This window comes from Microcoleus sp. (genome assembly GCF_041354475.1).
Taxonomy (GTDB): Bacteria; Cyanobacteriota; Cyanobacteriia; order Cyanobacteriales; family Microcoleaceae; genus Microcoleus.
This window is the reverse complement of record NZ_JBGJZU010000002.1, coordinates 81258-98585: the sequence shown is the minus strand read 5'-3', so window position 1 is coordinate 98585 and position 17328 is coordinate 81258. Positions and strand designations below refer to the sequence as shown.

General features: G+C 45.1%; 13 protein-coding genes. 6 read left to right on the top strand and 7 right to left on the bottom strand.

Annotated features, from left to right (window positions below):
• Window positions 1-83 precede the first annotated feature (83 nt).
• Both ACBR23_RS01200 and ACBR23_RS01195 read right to left on the bottom strand, forming a co-directional pair.
• The gene (locus ACBR23_RS01200) at window positions 84-524 is read right to left on the bottom strand and encodes a pentapeptide repeat-containing protein (RefSeq protein WP_371114714.1); all 441 of its coding nucleotides are present in this window, start codon (window positions 522-524) and stop codon (window positions 84-86) included.
• A gap of 52 nt (window positions 525-576) precedes the next feature.
• Entirely contained in the window at window positions 577-777 is a 201-nt protein-coding gene (locus tag ACBR23_RS01195; protein WP_371118566.1) for a hypothetical protein, read from the bottom strand.
• 569 nt (window positions 778-1346) lie between these two features.
• On the opposite strand from ACBR23_RS01195, the gene ACBR23_RS01190 reads away from it, so the two are divergent.
• Window positions 1347-4673, top strand: a complete 3327-nt coding sequence (locus tag ACBR23_RS01190) for an EAL domain-containing protein (RefSeq protein WP_371114712.1) — start codon at window positions 1347-1349, stop codon at window positions 4671-4673.
• Window positions 4674-4786: 113 nt separating this feature from the next.
• Here the strand turns inward: ACBR23_RS01190 and sipA are convergent, their stop codons facing one another.
• Together sipA and ACBR23_RS01180 are read right to left on the bottom strand one after the other, a co-directional pair.
• Window positions 4787-5020, bottom strand: coding sequence for a regulatory protein SipA (gene sipA / locus ACBR23_RS01185; RefSeq protein ID WP_371114711.1), 234 nt, complete (start codon window positions 5018-5020; stop codon window positions 4787-4789).
• 170 nt (window positions 5021-5190) lie between these two features.
• Entirely contained in the window at window positions 5191-5616 is a 426-nt protein-coding gene (locus ACBR23_RS01180) for an NUDIX domain-containing protein (RefSeq protein WP_371114710.1), read from the bottom strand.
• A gap of 188 nt (window positions 5617-5804) precedes the next feature.
• On the opposite strand from ACBR23_RS01180, the gene rbfA reads away from it, so the two are divergent.
• The 3 genes from rbfA (at window position 5805) to ACBR23_RS01165 (ending at window position 8638) form a co-directional block, all read left to right on the top strand.
• Window positions 5805-6236 carry a 30S ribosome-binding factor RbfA gene (gene rbfA, locus ACBR23_RS01175; RefSeq protein ID WP_341737496.1) on the top strand — a complete coding sequence of 144 codons (432 nt, stop codon included), beginning with the start codon at window positions 5805-5807 and terminating at the stop codon, window positions 6234-6236.
• A 165-nt stretch (window positions 6237-6401) separates the two neighbouring features.
• Window positions 6402-8078, top strand: coding sequence for a glycoside hydrolase family 3 N-terminal domain-containing protein (locus tag ACBR23_RS01170; RefSeq protein ID WP_371118567.1), 1677 nt, complete (start codon window positions 6402-6404; stop codon window positions 8076-8078).
• Window positions 8079-8404: 326 nt separating this feature from the next.
• On the top strand, window positions 8405-8638 hold the full coding sequence (locus ACBR23_RS01165; RefSeq protein ID WP_340518115.1) for a DUF4327 family protein: 234 nt from the start codon (window positions 8405-8407) through the stop codon (window positions 8636-8638).
• A 234-nt stretch (window positions 8639-8872) separates the two neighbouring features.
• On the opposite strand, the gene ACBR23_RS01160 is transcribed toward ACBR23_RS01165, so the two are convergent.
• The 3 genes from ACBR23_RS01160 to ACBR23_RS01150 form a co-directional block, all read right to left on the bottom strand.
• Window positions 8873-9277 (bottom strand): hypothetical protein, encoded by a 405-nt coding sequence (locus ACBR23_RS01160; RefSeq protein WP_371114707.1) that lies wholly within the window; start codon window positions 9275-9277, stop codon window positions 8873-8875.
• A 186-nt stretch (window positions 9278-9463) separates the two neighbouring features.
• Window positions 9464-10597: an ABC transporter ATP-binding protein gene (locus ACBR23_RS01155; RefSeq protein ID WP_371118568.1), complete on the bottom strand. Its 1134-nt coding sequence runs from the start codon at window positions 10595-10597 to the stop codon at window positions 9464-9466.
• A 135-nt stretch (window positions 10598-10732) separates the two neighbouring features.
• Complete coding sequence (locus ACBR23_RS01150) at window positions 10733-10984, bottom strand: hypothetical protein (RefSeq protein ID WP_341737491.1); 252 nt, start codon at window positions 10982-10984, stop codon at window positions 10733-10735.
• A 73-nt stretch (window positions 10985-11057) separates the two neighbouring features.
• Between ACBR23_RS01150 and ACBR23_RS01145 the strand changes: the two genes are divergently transcribed.
• Together ACBR23_RS01145 and ACBR23_RS01140 are read left to right on the top strand one after the other, a co-directional pair.
• Window positions 11058-11681, top strand: coding sequence for a Uma2 family endonuclease (locus ACBR23_RS01145; RefSeq protein ID WP_371118569.1), 624 nt, complete (start codon window positions 11058-11060; stop codon window positions 11679-11681).
• A gap of 125 nt (window positions 11682-11806) precedes the next feature.
• The gene (locus ACBR23_RS01140; protein WP_371118570.1) at window positions 11807-17188 is read left to right on the top strand and encodes an AAA family ATPase; all 5382 of its coding nucleotides are present in this window, start codon (window positions 11807-11809) and stop codon (window positions 17186-17188) included.
• Window positions 17189-17328 lie beyond the last annotated feature (140 nt).

The following is a 17328-nucleotide window of genomic DNA, read 5'->3' as shown; positions in this document are numbered from 1 at the left end:
ATCTCTATTCTCTCCCTCTGTGTCCTCTGTGTTCTCTGCGGTTAAATCATTCCGATGCAGCCGGAAACGATATTACAAGTCAATTACTCATCGTAGCTACCACCAACACCGATTTGGGTATTGTAGATTTGGGCATCAGTGATCGTCATATCTTCCATGGATGCGCCGGATACATCTGCGGTGTTAATGATAGCGGCGGTCAAATTTGCCCGATCGAGGTCTGCATCATTTAAACTAGCATTCGTCAGGAAAACTGATGTTAAGTTAGCACTCCTCAAGTTAGCACCAGTCAAGTCAGCGCCTTCGAGGTTGGCCTGAGATAGATTTGCTCCTGCCAAATTGGCTTCTCTCAAATCAGCACCAATTAAATGGGCTTGTCTTAAATCAGCTCCTGACAAGTCGCACTGAAAACACTGCCCAGTCGATAGTAACTGCTCGACATCAGAAGTACGCTCGGCACGAGCAGGGCTTACCAACAGTAGGGGAGTAACTAAGAGAGTAGCAGCTAACAGATTCAGTTTCATAATGTATGTCTCCTGGGACGATTTTAGGTTTATAAGTTTTTTTTGTTTATAGCTACCATTTTACCACAGTGGTTTTTGCAAGTTGCGATCGAGTACACAGCCCGGATGTGACATGGAACCCGATGGGCGATCGCCCTCTAGTCAGTACCGCAATCTTCGCAAAACTTAACACTACAAAACTCAACAATATGAAATTCGATCTGGTGTGAATTTCAGTAGTAACACCTCTAATATTAACGAATGCAAGTAACATTTGCGTCTTTCTACAGATAGATATGAGTGGTGAGGAAAGATGGGATATTAGAGACTTAATGTTTTTGTTAACTTTCACATCCGATCTGGGAATCAACCCTAACAAATTCTGTAAAAACCAATTACAGTTGGTAATAGCAGTATCCTAGGTGCTGTTTCGATATCCCAAAGCCAGTGGTAGGTAAAATTCAACTCATTACCATCCCAACCCGCTCCTTTGGTACATAAAAAAGATACACTCTTAATTTCATAGATATAGCAAGAAACTTCGCCTGCTATCACAGTTGTGCCACCAGCAGGAAACTAGCCACAGCTCAACCAAATCTCCCAGGTGAATCTTTAACAACAAATTTTAATTAGTTAAAAGTTACGCACTTACTCCCCGCAACAGGGTTGATTCCTAGATCGATCGCAGCTAAACCTCTAATTTTTCCGACAAAATAGGGTTAATCAGTCTAACTCAACCAAACCTAGCCACCGTCAAACCATCTAGATACTGCTGGGGTAATAACTCGCAAGCAGTGCCTTGCTCAAAAGTCCTAAATTCTCTGCGATCGCCAAAAATTAAATATGATAAAAAACGATTCCTCCAAGTATCTACCAACCTTAGACCAAGTAATTGACCGCAGCCCCTTGACAGTTGCGCCAGATACCCCATTAGCAGAAGTAATTACCCTCATGGGTCAACTACGCGAAAGTTGTCCCCGCGAAACACAAATTCCACCCACAAGTATTTACCACCAACTAACAGAAATTACCCATCCCCTGACACCAGCAGATACACTCCGAGATACCAGAAGTGGCTGCGTCTTTGTCGTCGCCAAATTGAAACAAACTTGCTCTTGGGATGCCGATCGCATTTCTCCATTGCAAGGACTATTTACCGAGAGAGACCTGGTAGATTTGATTGCTTCAGGCAAAAACTTAAAAGCTGTCACCATCGCCGAAGTAATGAAACAGCCCATAGCAACTCTGACAAAATCCGAAGCTCAAGACATTTTCAGCGCCCTAATTTTACTTCGTCAATACAAAATTCAGCATTTACCAATATTGGACAATGACGGTCAACTTTTAGGAGTAATTACCCCCGAAAGCATTCGCCAAGCCATGTTGCAACCGGCCAATATTTTAAAAATGTCCCAAGTCAAAGAAGTAATGACAACTCAAGTCATTCAAGCCCCGGTAACTGCTTCAGTGATGAGTTTAGCGGAGTTGATGGCGCAACACCGCGTTAGCTGCGTCGTGATTACAGAAACAGAATTATCTAGAAATTGGGAATTGCCAATTCCGGTAGGCATCGTCACAGAACGGGATATGGTAGAATTTCAAGCCCTAGAAATAGATTTATCCCAAACGATCGCCCAAACAGTCATGAGTACCCCCTTGTTTTGTCTCAAACCAGAAGACTCCCTGTGGGTAGCTCATCGGGAAATGCAGCAACGCTTAGTCCGCAGGTTGGTTGTTACCGGAGAACAGGGAGAACTTCAGGGCATAGTTACCCAAAGTAGTTTACTCCGAGCACTAGACCCAATGGAAATGTCAGGGGCGATCGATGTGCTCCACGATTCGGTGCAAACACAAACTCACAAATTGCAAAAAGCCATCGCCTCCCTCAGCTTAACCAACGCCCAACTAGAAAGCGAAATCGCCACCCGCATCAAAGCCGAGGCCAGGCTACATCTTTTAGAATCAGCCGTAGTCAACGCTAACGACGCGATCGTGATTATGGATGCCGGACACAGCGATATCTCTGACCCCACCATCATCTACACCAACGAAGCTTTTACCCAAATGACGGGCTATCTACCCACAGAAATCATCGGACAAACGCCCAGTTGCTTGCGTGGCCCAGAAAGCGACCCAGCCCAAGTAGCCAAAATTCGCCGCGCTTTCTCTCGCCGCGAACCTCTGCGCTTGGAATTGATTAACTACCGCAAAGATGGTTCGACTTATTGGGTGGAACTCAACAGCGTACCCATTGCCGAAGCGTCGGGGAAAGTGACACACTGGGTGTCTGTACAGCGCAATATTAGCGATCGCAAGCGGCTGGAACAAGCATTTTTTCAAGAAAAAGAACTCGCTCAAGTTACTTTACAGTCGATCGGCGATGCCGTAATTACCACAGATGCTAGTGGCTACATTTCCACCCTCAACCCCGCCGCTGAAAAAATCACCGGTTGGTCAACCTGCGAAGCCAAAGGTTTGCCCCTAGCAATGGTGCTCAGCATAGTTGACGAAACTACCCGGATGTCGATCGCAAATATCGCTGACATCGCTTTGTCCCAAGGTCAAATTGTGGACAAAGGACAAAACAGCTTGTTAATTGCCCGCAACAACCGCGAATTTGCGATCGACTATTGCGTCGCCCCCATCCACGCCAGCGATAGCGAAATCATCGGTGCCGTCGTGGTGTTCCGAGATGTCACTCAAGTGCGAACTCAAGCGCGACAATTAACTTGGCAAGCAACTCACGACTCCCTGACGCAATTAGTCAACCGCCGCGAATTTGAATACCAGTTAGAATACGCCCTCCACAGGACTCTAGGTTATGGCCAAGAACACGTCATGCTTTACCTAGATCTCGATCGCTTCAAAATAGTCAACGACACCTGCGGCCATATGGCTGGGGATGAATTACTTCGTCAAGTCAGTCAGCTATTTAAAAATAATATCCGCAAAACCGATATTTTAGCCCGTCTCGGTGGCGATGAGTTTGCCGTACTCCTGTACGAATGTTCCGCCGAACAGGGATTGGAAGTAGCAGAATCTCTCTTAAATTGCATAGAAGGCTTCCGGTTCGGATGGCTAGACAAAACTTTTTCTATTGGTGTCAGTATTGGTTTAGTTGCCATTAATCACAAGACACCATCGGCCTCTGGAATTTTGATCGCCGCCGATATTGCTTGTTATGCTGCTAAAAATAAAGGTCGCCATCGAGTGCAGGTTTATCGATCGGGCGATCGGGAATTGCTCAAGCAGCACGGCGAAACCCAATGGGTAGTGCAAATCAATCAAGCCCTAGAAGATAATCGTTTCTGCTTGTATTCTCAGCCGATCGTACATTTGCTACACCCTCAAACCACAGGAGTTCACTGCGAAATTCTACTCCGTCTCCAGCTTGAAAGCGGCCAGTTAGTCTCGCCCATGGCGTTTATTCCCGCGGCCGAACGATACAATTTAATGAACGCGATCGACCGCTGGGTCCTCCGCACTTTATTTACAAATTTGTCACAAGTTTTTGGTCCAAATTCCTTAGCCCAGAACCAAAGCCCCCACAGCCAGTCCATCGCCACTTTGCCTGCTTGTTGTGCCATGCCCAACTTGCGGTCATCGATGGGTAACTATGCCAGCCTGTATGCTCTTAACCTCTCTGGTGCTAGCATCAACGAAGAACGGTTTATTGAATTTATTTACGAGCAGTTTTCCATCCACCAAATCCCCCCGGAAATCATTTGTTTTGAAATTACAGAGACCGTGGCGATCGCTAATCTCAGCAAAGCAGCTAGTTTAATATCTAAACTCAAGCAACTGGGATGTCAGTTTGCCTTGGATGACTTTGGTAGCGGGATGTCTTCCTTTGCTTATCTAAAAAGTTTACCAGTTGATTATATTAAAATTGACGGCAATTTTATTAAAAATATTGTCAACAATGAAATTGATATTGTGATGGTGGAATCCATTACAAAAATTGCTCATGTAATGGGAATTACCACTATAGCTGAGTATGTAGAAAATGAAGAAATTATGGAAAAACTAAAAGAGCTGGGAGTTGATTATGGTCAAGGTTATTTTTTGGGAAGACCTCAACTTTGTAATTTAAAAACTCTAAATTTACAGGAAGTTTTGGAAGAAGTTACTGTAAATTCTTTGGATTTGAAAACTCAGATAGCTTCTTGAAAAGTCCTTGGTCATTAGTCATTAGTTATTGGCGGCATCCGCTCAGATTCATCGAATAATCGAAATACAAGGCGCGCAGCAAATAACCAATAACCAATAACCAATAACTAGCTTCAACCCTCAACAATAGTTTCCACAGCTTCAATATACTGACTGTCTAGGAGGAAAGCACCTTTTTCAAAACGAATACCCCAATAATTGCCGGGACGTCGATCGAGTACAATACCCTCAGCGCCGATCGCAATTACATGAGCAGGCCGCAGCATCGGCATCCGTTCCGCAGTTTTCACGTAGGGTGGCATCGCCACAACTCGCACTTTTTGACCGACAGTAAATTCTTTTTCCATGAGTTTTTTTCCCTTTGACAATCTGGTGATTTGAGTAGTAATATCAATTCCGGTTGTATTGGAATGATTTAACCGCGAAGGCGCTAAGGACGCGAAGGAAGAGAAGAGAGAGTTTAATACAGGACGATGAAGACAGGATTTTATATAACTTTAGTAATGTATGTAACTGTTTATTTTAAATAGTCCTGCAACAATTTCCAAGCCATTTGAGTACCCTCCCCTGCGTTTACTTTCCCAAAATCTACATCTTTTCTCAAAACCACAAAACCCACACCTTCTTTGATTTCTATGTCCTCGAAATTGCTAACTCTCGCCAAAAACAAGTGATTTTCTTGTATAATTTGGGGATTGTTTTTGGTCTTTGGGTGAATAAAAGTTCCGATAAATTCCATTGTGTAATTGGTTTTGAGGCAAGTTTCTTCCTCCAGTTCTCGGACTGCCGCTTGCTTTGGACTTTCTCCAATGTCCACGGCACCTCCAAAAGTAGACAACATCCCTTGACTTGCAATACCTGGAATATTATCTCGCAGTTGTGCCACAATCTGACCGTTCGGGAGCTTGAGAAAAATCCGAACAATTGACTTAGGAATATTCATATTAGATGTGTTTTAGATTGAGAGTGAGTCCTGGACTAGGTTTGCACAATTGACTAAGTGCTGATCGCTCGTCCTGCTTCTCCATCCCTTTGACATACTAATCCAAATTTTTGGACCGATCACGCTACAATTGTCAATCGGGATAAAAACGGCAGACATAGCCGATCTAAAAGTAGGGGATAGTTGGTATGGCTACAAGTCGTCGCATAGAGCGCGTAGCTTCAATGATTAAACGCGAAGTCAGCCTCATGTTGGTCAACGGCATTAAGGACGATCGAGTAGGTGCCGGTATGGTTAGCGTCACCGAAGTAATTGTTTCGGGAGACCTTCAGCACACAAAAATCTTTGTCAGCATTTATGGTACTGATGAGGCGAAAGCCGAGACTATGGAAGGTTTAAAATCCGCTACTAGCTACGTCCGCAACCAGTTGGGCCAAAGGATGCAACTGCGCCGCACACCAGAAGTCACCTTTCTCGAAGACCGCTCCCTAGAACGAGGTGATAAAATGTTAATACTGTTGAATCAGCTTTCTGCCAATCGCAAACCGGATCTAGAAGATTCAGATGCAGAATTCAGCGACGATGAAATTGACGATACAGACGATGCAGATGAGGATTAATATTTAACTGGTTTTAACTGGTTCCCAGGCTCTGCCTGGGAACCGAGATCCAGAGGCTCTGCCTCCAAAGATCCTCCCAGCAAGCAATATCAGGAAATGAGGAGGCAGCCTCCCCACACACATTCCCAGGAAACAAGTAAACCAATAACCAGTTAGCAATTTCCCATGATTGACAATCTTTCCCTACCAGAATTAGTAGCCCAGATGTTCGTAGTGCGCGCTTCTGGTTATTTGTTCGATCGCCAAATTCGCTATCCCGAATGGGAACCAACCGCCGACAAACTCCGCCATTACGTAGAAAAATTGGGCGTTGGTGGTGTGATTTTGGTAGGGGGAAGTGCTGCGGAATTGTCAGTTCGATCGCACCAATTGCAATCTTGGGCAAAATTTCCGCTATTACTGGCGGCGGATATTGAGGAAGGTGTCGGCCAGCGATTCAGCGGCGCAACTTGGTTTGGCCCACCCATGGCGATCGCAGAAATTGCCAAGCAAAATCCTGAATCTGCTGGATGTTATGCCCAACAAATGGGCGCTGTGACTGCCATCGAAGCTAGGGCGATCGGTCTCAATTGGGTTCTGGCACCAGTAGTTGATGTCAACAACAATCCTGACAATCCGGTAATTAACGTCCGCGCTTTTGGCGAGACACCAGAAATTGTCAGCAAATTAGCCAGTGCTTTTATTCGCGGCGCCAGCACACAATCAGTTTTGACTACAGCCAAGCATTTTCCTGGCCACGGCGACACCGCCGTTGATTCTCACTTGGAATTGCCAGTTTTGCCCCATTCCCCAAGTCGATTGGCGGAGGTTGAGTTGCCTCCTTTTGTCGAAGCCATCGCCAATGGAGTTGATGCTGTGATGAGCGCCCACTTGCTGATTCCGGCTTGGGATGCCGAATTTCCGGCTACTGTTTCTCGCAAAATTTTGATGGGGAAACTCCGCCAAGAGTTGGGTTTTCAGGGTTTGATCGTGACAGATGCTTTAGTGATGGGGGCGATCGCCAATCAGTATGGCCCTAATGAAGCAGCGGTTTTGGCGGCTGAGGCTGGTGCTGATGTTTTGCTGATGCCCCTAGACCCCCAGGGCGCAATTCAGGCTGTCTGTGAAGCTGTGACTCAAGGTAGGATTCCCAGAACACAAATCAAGGAATCTGTCAAGCGGATTTGGGAGGCTAAGCGCAAAGTTGGTTTGCAGATTTCTGAACCCTCCCAACCCCCTGTTGTTAAGGGAAGGAGTAAGGATCAAACTGCTGTTGTCGAAAGCGGTAGCAAGAATCTACAATCCCTAAATTCGATCGACTTAAGTTTGCTGGCAACTCCCGCAGCCACGACAATTGCTGCTAATATTTTGCGAAATTCCTTGAAATTTGGTGGGAATCTACCTTTGGCTGTGTCGCCGACTCAAAAAAATCAGCCGTTGCGGAATTTAATAGTTGTAGATGATGTTTTGGCGTGCGAATTTTTGGGAAACCATACTCCCGCGATCGCCCTGCCGGCCAAGTTTGGTTACGAATTGCAACTGATTGACGATCGCACAGTCTCCATCGCACACAATACAAATGCAGAGTCCTTTACTCCCACTTTGCTGCAAGTTTTCATTCGTGGCAACTGCTTCCGAGGGAGTGCTGGCTTGACCTTGGCTGCTCAAGATTTATTTAAGCAATTATTAACAACTGGTGAACTTCAAGCTGTGTTAATCTACGGAAGTCCCTACGTTTTAGACCAATTTTTGCCCCACCTATCTCCCAGCATTCCCCATGTATTTTGTTTCGGCCAGATGCCGAGTGCCCAAGCCATTGCTCTAGAATTACTATTTGGTCTGGACTCAAAGCCTCTAGCATAACTAACAAAGTTGTAGGTGAAAGTCTCGCGCCTTCACCCACAGGCAGTGTCAATTATGAAAATTTTATAAATTTTTGTTAAGCTTATACTTGAGTAAATCTACTTAGTTGGTACGAAAAATCAGAGTTTTGAGACCGAAAGAGCCCTGCTGAAACTCCGAATAAGTCGTTACTGAGCGGATTTGTGTAATTATTAGAATTTCTTTTAAGTTTATATAACTAAATTGTATCTATATATACAGACAAAAATTAATCTAGGAATTAGTTGGGTGTACACTATATTATTAATAAGGACATAAAAATTTTTAGGAAACATTGAGGGCGCATTATGATTCAGTCCACCATCCACCCATTGCAATACTCTTTAGATGTCATCCAAGATGAAGCACGTCACCTCGTGCATGATGGCGTACTCAGCCGTCAACAGCCGATCTATACGATGTGCCAATTCATTCCCCCCCGCGAATGGGCCTGTGTGGAGTGCGAACTAGAAAAATGTGACTTTTTGCTGCGCGATCGCATCGCCGACCTGATCGGTTCAGAAAAGTGGGACAATGACTAAATTTGCTTCATCCAGTCCGGCTGTGTTGAGCAATTGAATCAGTTATGGGTGTTTGTTGTAGATGAGGCTGGTAGCAGAATTGGCAATTAGCACAATGTAAGTGTTTAAGTTAGAACGGCTTTTTTTCACACACATTACTCCTAATTGCAACAGTGTTAGAGGAGGTTGCTTGTTTGGGAAATACCTTTTTCGATTAAAAACTTTCAAATTAGTTTGTCTGCGACTCAAGATACTTTAATCCTGAGAATTTTCAGCCCGTAAACTTTCTAACTGGGTTCTGAGTGCCACCATTTGTGCAGTTAACTCTTGAATTTCTAGTTGTACGTCTGGTTGTGACACAGTATCGGGAGGATTACCTATGGGTGAATTCGATTGCTGAGGCGAGACTGATTCGCTTTCGGTATTCTCCCGCTCGTTTTGTCCCGAAAAAATAGTATCTACAAAATTCCGGGCTTCTGTATCGGTCATTTCTCCTCTTTCTAGCAACTCATCGGCTAATACACCCAAGTCTGACTTTAATTTTTCCAGATTTTCCTCTCGCTTCAGCGGGTCTTGCAATGTCTCAATTAAAAAAGAAGTTGCACCCAAAGCTAGGTGAAATCCGGTTTGCAGAATTTGAGGCAGTTTTTCAGAATTCATTTAAAAATTCCGCTAGTGCGAATTTGTGGATCGGGATCGCCCCAAATCACAAAAAACAAGTCTTTGGGGGGATGGCTTTCTATGTTACTTAAACTAATTTTAGCATTACTTGGCAAATTCAGAAATGTCAAGTGTAAAATTTTGTTACAAAAACCAAGGCTTTGAGATATTCAGGTTAAGCACCCATTAAGGGTAGAGTGTATCGCCGGTGGAAGGGTCAAATACAAATAGCCGATCGAAATCAAGCTCTACACTCAGTCGATCGCCCGATCGACAGCGCCCATTCCCAGGCACCACTACCTGTATCGTAGTTTCTGGACTCAACATCGGCAAACTCGCCCGGATTAAAGTTTCCCGCCCCAAAGGTTCAACCACTTTCACCTCTAACTCTAGAGGCACTTTTTCTAAGGCCCAAACATCGGTTTTTAAATCCTCATTCTCCGCCATGGATTTAGTAAAAACTGCTATGTGTTCTGGACGAATTCCCAAATCAAAACCCTGTCCTTCCCTAGGCTGCAATTTTTTCTGAATCGAGGGCGGACAAGCTAGAGATTGATTTCCCACTTGAAAAGATTCGTTCGCATAAATTGCAGGCAAAATATTCATAGCCGGATTGCCTAAAAATGTCGCCACCATCCGATTTACTGGTTTAGCATAAACAGTTTGAGGGTCTCCAATTTGTTGAATCAGACCGCGATTTAAAATAACTATTTTGTCAGCTAAAGTCATCGCTTCCACTTGGTCGTGGGTGACATAAACAGTCGTAATTCCTAGCCGCTGATGCAGTAGTTTGAGTTCGGCCCTAGTATCATCTCGCAATTGAGCATCCAGGTTAGAAAGCGGTTCATCTAAGAGAAAAACTTTGGGTTCGCGGGCGATCGCCCTTCCCAGTGCTACCCGCTGTTGCTGACCTCCTGAAAGCTGTTTCGGCTTGCGGTTAAGCAGACGATCGATCGATAGCGTCTGGGCTACAGTCTCCACCCTTTCTTGAATTTTTGATTTTTCAACATTCCGCATCCGCAATCCAAAAGCCAGATTTTCTGCCACAGTCATGTGCGGGTAAAGCGCATAATTTTGAAATACCATTGCCACATCCCGCTGTCTGGCTGGAATGTTATTGACTAAATTATCTCCAATATAAATATTGCCAGAAGTTGCAGTTTCTAGACCTGCAATTGTCCGCATAATTGTAGATTTACCACAACCGGATGGTCCGACTAATACCCAAAATTCTCCGTCCGGGATTTGGAAGCTAATATTTTCGATAGCGGTGACATTTTGGTAGCGTCGGGTAATATTTTCTAAGCGAACATTTGCCATTTTTCTTAGTTAGGAGTTACTGGTTATTAGTTAGGAGTTACTGGTTATTAGTTATTTGTTTATTCCCGGAAGCACTAATAACCTAAATCATCTCATTCTCTGGGTTGGGAAGCATCTCAAATCTTTGCCACACCGTCACCATGGGTCTAGGACTATAGTTTTTACATTATCGCCTAATTGACGACAATCTTTTAAGGGCGATCGCACCTTATAGATTTTATCAGGAGCCGAGACCAATCTGAGTGAACTAGAAGCATGGAGAATGCGATCGTGTCGCCAAGGGAGATTAGGTGTCCTGTGGCTTTCGGTATAGCCGTCTTTGACACTCCCCGGCGTGAACGCCTCGTTCCTCGATCGCCTAGTCAAGTAAAATTGCGATCGTCTCATGTTCCGAAGCCCCCTACTCTAAAGCTATACTAACAGTATCCAACATCAGAATCATCAAAGAGAGGTTGCGATCGTGACAGCTACTATAATTATACCCAAAAATGCAGACCCAAAAATAGAGCCAGAATCCCAGCAAAAATCAGAAAACATACCAGAAATTCAGCCAGAATCCGAACCCAAACAAGTCATATCTCTGGAAGATTTTTTAGTCAAGCCTGCTGATAGAATGGAATGGGTTGACGGCAACTTAGTGGAGAAAACAGGAATGACATTCAAGCACGGTCTCGCTCAAGTTAAATTAGCCCGTTTCTGGGGAAATTACAAAGACTCCAGTGGACAGGGAGGAGAAGTTATTACAGAAGTCCTTTGTCGTACAGCCAAACAGGGCCGCCGTCCCGATGTCGCTTACATCACTCCTGAACTGCTGCCACAATCTGGCAATTTTACAGCATTTTTCCAAAGTTTCCCCCTGATAGCAGAAGTTGCTTCTCCCGAAGATAGTGGCGAAGAGTTATTTGCAAAAGCTCAAGAATATTTAGAATCAGGTTGTTTAGAAGTTTGGCTGCTATTTCCTGAAGCTAGATTAGTATTTGTAAATGCAGGGAAAAACTGGCAGTTATTTAATGGGGATGAAGTTGTTAATACTCAAAAGGTGCTTGCAGGTTTTAGCGTAGCTGTTAGTGAATTGTTGGCTTAAGAAAATTGTTAAAATAATTTATTAACATCAGAAAACTGGCTACTCAAGTGCTGAATCAAAAAATCAATGCGATCGCCCAAATCTTTCGGATATGCTAGAGATATCTCCGTTACATAACTCAACCTATGGCACTCCCCGCAAGCACCCAAGCGCAAACATTCCCAGCGATTGATGGTTATACCATTGTTGAGCAACTCTATCTAGGGTCGAGAACAGCGGTCTATCGCGCGCTCCAAATCGCGCAGCAGCGTCCAGTGGTGATTAAGGTCTTGCGGCGGGAGTATCCCAGCTTTGGCGAATTAGTGCAGTTTCGCAATCAATATATCATCGCCAAACACCTCCCTGTCCCTGGCGTGGTTCAACCCATCAGCCTGGAATCGTTGGGGAGTCGGTATGCCTTGGTGATGGAAGATATGGGCGGCATTCCTCTCGGACAATATGCTCAGATGCAGCCCTTGGCGTTGACGGAAATCTTAGCGATCGCACTTCAAATCGCCGAGACACTTCACAATCTTTGTCAGCATCGAGTGGTGCATAAAGACATCAAACCCGCCAATATTTTGATTCATCCAGAATCCAAACAAGTCAAGTTAATCGATTTCAGTATCGCTTCTTTACTACCCAAAGAAACGCAAGACATTCAAAACCCCAATGTTTTAGAAGGTACTCTGGCATATCTGGCTCCAGAACAAACCGGACGGATGAATCGCGGCATTGATTATCGGGCGGACTTCTATGCGCTCGGTGTCACGCTATATCAACTCTTGACCGGAGTGTTGCCGTTTCAGTCCGACGAGCCCTTGGAGTTAGTGCATTGTCACATTGCAAAAATGCCGACCCCGATCGCGCAAGTGAATCCCGATGTGCCGCAAATGGTGAGTGCGATCGTCACGAAACTGATGGCAAAAAATGCCGAAGATCGCTATCAAAGTGCGAGGGGACTTAAACATGATTTGCAACAATGTTTGAGCCAGTGGGAAGCACTCGGTGCAATAGTCGAATTTGAACTAGGAGAACGGGATTTGAGCGATCGCTTCCTGATTCCCGAAAAACTTTATGGACGCGAAGCCGAAGTTCAAACATTATTGAATGCTTTTGATCGCGTTGCCGATGGAGCCTCTGAATTAATGCTCGTCGCCGGATTCTCCGGGATTGGTAAAACGGCGGTGGTCAACGAAGTCCATAAGCCTATTACTCGACAGCAAGGCTACTTCATCAAAGGCAAGTTTGACCAATTTAATCGCAACATTCCGTTATCGGCGTTTGTGCAAGCCGGGGGGGATTTGATGGAGCAATTGCTCTGTGAATCTGACGCGCAACTGGCGCAATGGCAAGCCAAAATTCTGACAGCAGTGGGAGAAAACGGCCAGGTTTTGATTGAAGTCATTCCTGAACTAGAACAGATTATTGGCAAACAGCCCTCTGTTACGGAACTATCGGGCAATGCGGCTCAAAATCGATTTAACCGACTATTTCAAAACTTTATTGAAGTATTTACCACCGCCGAACATCCGTTAGTGCTGTTTTTAGATGATTTGCAATGGGCCGATTTAGCCTCGCTTCAGTTAGTCAAACTGCTGATGAATGACAATGGCTATCTGCTGATGTTGGGTGCCTATCGTGATAATGAAGTGTCGCCCGCGCACCCGTTTATCATGACGATCGAAGAACTGAAGAAAGCAGGCGCGATTGTCCATACGATTACCCTGCAACCGTTAACGCTGAATGATACGAATGCGCTGATTGCGGACACCTTGAATTGTTCCACCGAACTGGCAAAGCCCCTTACTGAACTCATCGATCGCAAAACCCAAGGCAATCCCTTTTTTACAACTCAATTTCTCAAAGCGTTGCATGATGACGGACATATTACCTTCGATCGCGATCGCCGCTATTGGGAATGCGATATTGCTCAAGTGAATGCGCTGGCTCTGACTGATGATGTGGTGGAGTTTATGGCGTTGCAGTTGCAGAAATTGCCACCCGAAACTCAACAGGTGCTGAAGTTGGCGGCTTGTGTCGGGAATCAGTTTGATTTGGCGACATTGGCGATCGTTTCAGAGCGATCGCCAATTCAGACCGCAACCGCATTGTGGAAGGCGTTGCAAGAAGGCTTGATTTTGCCTACGAGCCAAGTCTATAAGTTCTTTCAGGGGACAGAAACATCAGATACGCAAAATACGGTCAATCCGAAATATCGATTTTTGCACGATCGCGTCCAACAAGCCACCTATTCTTTGATTCCAGAAAATCAACAACAGTCAACTCATTTAGCAATTGCTCGATTGCTGCGACAAAACATCCCAGACGCAGAACTAGAAGCCAATATTTTTGAGATTGTCAACCACTGGAATCGTGCGATCGCCCTTCTGGTCGATCCACTAGAAAAAACGAATCTCGCCCAACTTAATTTAATTGCTGGAAACAAAGCCAAAGCCTCTAATGCCTATGAACCCGCGCTCAACTATTGCAAAACAGGTATCGCTCTGCTAGAGGATCTGGGCTGGAAGAACCAAGCGAGTCTGATGTTGGAATTACATGAAGGTGCCGCATTAGGGGCTTATCTCTGCGGCGACTTTGCCCAAATGGAGCAGTGGGTGAGCGTCATTTTAGCTCAAGAATTAGATCCACTCGATCGGGTTAAAACCTATGAAATCCAGATTCAAGCCCATAGCAATCAGAGTCAGTTTTCAGAGGCGATCGCGATCGCACAAAACGCGCTAGAGCAATTCAATATTCATCTACCCAAACAACCAACACCCGCAGATATCGTCCCAGCCCTGCAAGATGCTGCGGCACTACTCAAGGGCAGAACCGCCCATGATTTACTCGAGCTGCCCGTGATGACAGACGCAGTATCTTTGGCAAGTATGCAGTTACTGTCGAGTATTATCCCAGCCTCTTATATTTCTGCCCCCTTACTGTTTCCCTTTATTACTTTGGCTCAAGTCAAGCTATCGATTCAATCCGGTAATACAGCCCTCTCTGCTTATAGCTACAGTTGCTATGCTATTTTATTAAGCACCGTTTTAGAAGACTTGGACGCAGCCTATGAATTTGGCCAGATCGGGTTAGAACTTGTGGAAAGGTTTAAAGTGCAAACTGTTCAGACAAAAGTGAATTTCATCGTCGGAACCTTTATTCTCCACTGTAAATCCCACTTCCAAGATAGTCTACCTCTGTTCACAGAAGGATTCAAAATTGCACTAGAAGTGGGTGATTTTGAACATACGGGCTACAATGCGTCCCATCTTTGTCAATTTTCCTATGCTGTTGGCAAAGAATTAACGACACTGCTGGCAGAAGTAGAAATTTATATCGCCACACTCCTGAAGCTAAACGTCGTCACAGGCTCAAACCATACTTCTACTGTTTTTCAGACTATTCAGCGATTACAAGCTACTCGGAATGAGGCTGGGCTGACTGCCCAAAAGGAGTTGCATCATACCTTAACTATTTCTAATGATTTAACCGGATTACATTATTATTGGGTTTGTCGGCTGACAGCTTCCTACTTGCTCAACGAAATGGTTGAGGCAAAACAAGATGCGGTGGAAGCACGCCAAACCTTAGCAGCCGGTGCAGGTCTGATTAGCACACCCATTTTTTACTTCTATGATTCTCTGACTGCATTGGTTGACTTTTCGGAGGTGACAGACAAAACGGCAGTCCTCGATCGCGTCTCTGAAAACCAGACCAAACTGCACCATCGCGCTTACCATGCGCCGATGAACTTTCAACATAAATATGACTTGGTGGAGGCAGAACGATATCGCGTTTTGGACAATAAAATTGAGGCAATAGAAATGTACGATCGCGCCATTACCGGAGCCAAAGCCAATGGTTATATCCAAGAAGCAGCCCTTGCCAACGAACTCGCTGCTAAATTCTACCTCAACTGGGGTAAAGAAAAAATTGCCGCCAGCTATATGCAAGAAGCCTACTACGGCTATGCTCACTGGGGTGCAAAAGCTAAAGTTCAAGACTTAGAACACCGCTATCCCCAACTGCTCGCACCGATTTTGCAACAGCAAAAACGATTTTTGTCGGCAACAGAAACAGCTTTTGCGATCGATCCTCTGAACACAATCCATGCGACTATATCGCAGACATCTCATAGCACTAGCATCAGCATTTCTGACACCCTCGACTTAGCAACCATCCTGAAAGCATCGCAAACCCTTTCGAGTGAAATCCAACTCGATAAACTCTTGGCAACATTGCTGCATACGGTACTAGAAAATGCCGGAGCCGATAAAGGCGTATTACTGCTACCGCACGATCGGCAATGGTTTGTGGAAGCGGTTGCCACCCTCGATCGGCCTGCACAAGTCCAATCTATCCCCTTGCTCAACAGTCTAGAAGTCCCGCACAGCTTGATTAACAGCGTCAAACGGAGCCTCCGCCCGATTGTGATTGCCGATGCGCTTGCCCATCCTACTCTGGCGACAGATGTTTATATCATGCAACAACAACCCAAGAGTCTGTTGTGTACTCCGATTTTGCAGCAGGGTAAACTCGTCGCCATATTGTATTTGGAGAATCAGGTTACGGTGGGGGCGTTTACGCGCGATCGTGTCCAACTCCTCAACTTCCTCTGCGCCCAAGCCGCCATTTCCCTCGAAAATGCCCGCCTTTATCAACAAGCCCAAGACTACGCCCAGCAGCTTGAACAATCCCAACTGCAAACCATCCAAAGCGAAAAAATGGCATCTTTAGGGAATTTAGTGGCCGGTGTGGCCCACGAAATCAATAACCCGATCGGCTTCCTGAATGGCAGTATCAACAACGCCAAAGACTATGTGAAATATCTGCTCGGACATCTAGAACTCTATCAACAGCACTATTCCAACCCAGTCACATCAATTCAACACAATGCCGAAGACATCCATCTGGAATTTCTCAGCAAAGATTTCCCCAAACTACTCAACTCGATGAAAGGAGCCACCGATCGCATCAAAGGCATCAGCACCAGCCTCCGCACCTTTTCCCGTGCGGATACCGATCGCAAAGTCACCGCCAACCTCCACGACGGCATCGATAGCACCCTGCTAATTCTCAAATATCGCCTCAAAGCCAACGAATATCGACCGGAGATCTCAGTGTTCAAAGACTATGGTAAGTTATCACCAATTGAGTGTTTCCCCGGACAACTCAACCAAGTGTTTATGAATGTTTTGGCCAATGCGATCGATATGTTCGATGAGATGGCACAGACTCAATCCTTTGAAAAACTCCAAGCCCATCCTCAGCACATTACGATTCGCACCTCAGTCGATGCAACCCAGGTGCAGATCCAAATTCGCGATAACGGCAGAGGCATGACCGAAGCAGTGAAAGCCAAAATCTTTGACCATTTATTTACCACTAAAGGTGTAGGGAAAGGAACTGGATTAGGATTGGCGATCGTCCGTCAAATTATCGTAGAAAAACATGGAGGTGCGATCGAGGTGAATTCTGAGATAGGTCAAGGAGCTGAATTTATCTTGACATTACCCCGCTGTTAGTGCTCTTTGGAGTATTAGTTATCCCATTCTTTACTTGATTGCTTCGCTATTGTCATTGAACAATACGAGTTATTAGCATAAAAAACTTGCCAAGAATGCCATCTTATGAAATAATCTAAAATGTTCAATCTTTCAACTAT